The sequence below is a fragment of the Clostridia bacterium genome, from assembly GCA_036562685.1.
GTDB lineage: Bacteria > Bacillota > Clostridia > Christensenellales > DUVY01 > DUVY01.
In genome coordinates this window covers 1-2,420 of the sequence record DATCJR010000050.1, presented here as the reverse complement: position 1 = coordinate 2,420, position 2,420 = coordinate 1, and the positions used below count along the sequence as shown (strand labels likewise).

Genomic DNA, 2,420 nt, shown 5'->3' with positions numbered 1-2,420 from the left:
ATTATTAAGTCAATAGATGATGGTATTCCTGTATTGGCTTTTGGTATTATTGGACCGCCTGAATGTTTGATTATTAGCGGTTATGACGAAAACGGCGATGTATTAATAGGATGGAGCCATTTTCAAGATTTTGAACCATGTTCAAAAGAATCTAATGGAATGTTCCGAAAAGCCAATTGGTATGAAAATCTTTGGAAAGTTATAATCGTTGGAAAAAAAATTGGTCGCAAGATTTCTAATAAAGATGTTTTGGAGCTTGGATTAAGTATACTTAAAAAGACAAAAAGTGAAGGATATATTGCTGGATTGGCTGCTTATGACGAATGGATAAAATATCTGCTTAATTCTGAATTAGACCATGCTAGCGATGATGTACTAAAAGCACGGCATGATTTACATTATAAATTGACAGGCAATATGGCAGAAGCGCGCTATTGGGGAGGAACTTTTTTGGATAAAGTCGCCGAAGACATTAACCATCAAAATATAAAAGAAGCAGCATTATGTTTTAAGAACATACATGATTTGTGCTGGAAGGTTTGGGGTGTGCTTGGTGATTATAGAGATCAAGATTTGTGGAAAAAATTTGGCGATTATCAAAATCGTAAGCGCATAGCAGAGATAGTTAAAGAAATGAAATCTATGGATGAAAAAGCAATAGAATATTTGACTTCCGCATTGGAGGAAATATAAAAATGATAGAACTACCCGAAGCAATAGCATTTTCAAAACAACTTAATCAAGTTATCTTTGGAAAAAAGATAATGAATGTGATAGCAGCGCAAACACCTCACAAATTTGCATGGTACCATGGCGATCCGCAAAAATATCATGATCTGCTGGCAGAAAAAGTGATTGGCACAGCGCAAGGCTTCGGCAGTATGATTGAGATAAAGGCTGAAGATGCAGTCATATTATTAGGAGAAGGAGTTGCAATAAGATATCATAATGAGAATGAAAAAAAGCCCCAAAAACATCAATTACTAATTGAATTTGACGACTTTTCTGCAATAAGCGTTTCTGTCCAAATGTATGGAGGAATATGGTGCTTTAAAGAAGGAGATTTCAATAATCAATATTTTCTTCAAGCCAAGGTTAAGCCGTCGCCTCTATCGGAAGATTTTGATAGAACATATTTTGACAATATTATTTCGAAACAGGATAACGAAAAGCTTAGCGCAAAAGCATTGCTTGCTACTGAACAACGAATTCCTGGACTTGGAAATGGTGTTTTGCAGGATATTTTATACAATGCCCATATTCATCCTAAGAAAAAAGTTGGAACGTTTTCTATAGAGGATAAAGACAATTTGTTTAATTCTATAAAAACTACACTTGCTCAAATGACTTTTGAAGGCGGAAGAGATACAGAAAAAGATATATTCGGCTGTTTTGGAGGTTATAAGACAAAACTTAGCAAAAATACTGTAGGACAAAACTGTGAAATATGCGGAGGTAAGATAAAAAAAGAAGCATATATGGGAGGCAGTATATATTATTGCGAAGGTTGCCAAAAGATTTAAAGTTTTTATAAGTATAAAAATAGTTCTTTAATAGTTTTTGATTTTTCTCAAAATCAAAATTTAGTTAGCATAAAATTTTGTTACAAATCAATTTATCACCTCCTAAAGTGTTGACAAAATTAGTACTATATAGTACTATATTACATAAAAGGAGGTGATTAAGATTGATACTAACGGAGGATTTTTGATATCTCAAATAAAACAGGTTCAAGGACGCGTATTTGAAAAGCTGCTTATTGAAGCTGGTATAGATGAGTTCAATGGTGCGCAAGGAAGAATATTGTATGTCTTATGGCAGGAAGATAACTTACCCATTATTGAATTGTCAAAACGAACAGGACTTGCTAAGACTACATTAACAAGCATGCTGGATCGGCTTGAAACTCGCGGATTTTTAAAAAGGTTGTTTGATAAAGCAGACAGACGGCAAATACGCATTATTCTTACTGATATGGCACGAGCTTTGCATGATAAGTACAATCAAGTATCTAATGACATGAATGAAATTTTTTATAAGGGCTTTTCATCAGAAGAAATTATTGAGTTTGAAAAAAATCTAAAAAGAATACTTAACAACCTATATGAGGCAGAAAATCAAAAATGATGGAAAAAATTAAAAAAGAAGCACTTGGGTTGATAGAAAAGGCAAAAGTTGCTTATGTATCATCTGTTAATAGTGATGGGTTTCCCACTATAAAAGCTATGCTTGCATTGCACCATGACGGCATAACTACACATTATTTTTCAACAAATTTGTCAACAAAAAGAGCCGCTCAATTTTTGCAAAACCCAAAAGCAAGTATATATTTTTGTGATGATATTGATTTTAAGGGATTATTGCTAACAGGTACTGTTGAAGTTTGTAAAGACAGCTATCACAAAGAATTATTATGGCGT

Annotated in this window: 4 protein-coding genes; all 4 read left to right on the top strand. The window is 33.4% G+C overall.

Going from position 1 to position 2,420, the window contains the following annotated elements; genetic code table 11:
- A partial coding sequence (locus VIL26_02175; GenBank protein ID HEY8389751.1) for a hypothetical protein occupies window positions 1–693 on the top strand: 693 nt, incomplete at its 5' end.
- A gap of 2 nt (window positions 694–695) precedes the next feature.
- Window positions 696–1,523 (top strand): endonuclease VIII, encoded by an 828-nt coding sequence (locus VIL26_02170; GenBank protein HEY8389750.1) that lies wholly within the window; start codon window positions 696–698, stop codon window positions 1,521–1,523.
- A 163-nt stretch (window positions 1,524–1,686) separates the two neighbouring features.
- On the top strand, window positions 1,687–2,127 hold the full coding sequence (locus VIL26_02165; protein ID HEY8389749.1) for a MarR family transcriptional regulator: 441 nt from the start codon (window positions 1,687–1,689) through the stop codon (window positions 2,125–2,127).
- The coding region (locus VIL26_02160) for a pyridoxamine 5'-phosphate oxidase family protein (protein ID HEY8389748.1) at window positions 2,127–2,420 on the top strand (294 nt) is incomplete at its 3' end. The genes VIL26_02165 and VIL26_02160, both read left to right, overlap by 1 nt.

Excerpts from the sequence above, each read along its gene's own strand:
- VIL26_02170 (HEY8389750.1), top strand. The coding sequence starts at position 696 with ATGATAGAACTACCCGAAGCAATAGCATTTTCAAAACAACTTAATCAA.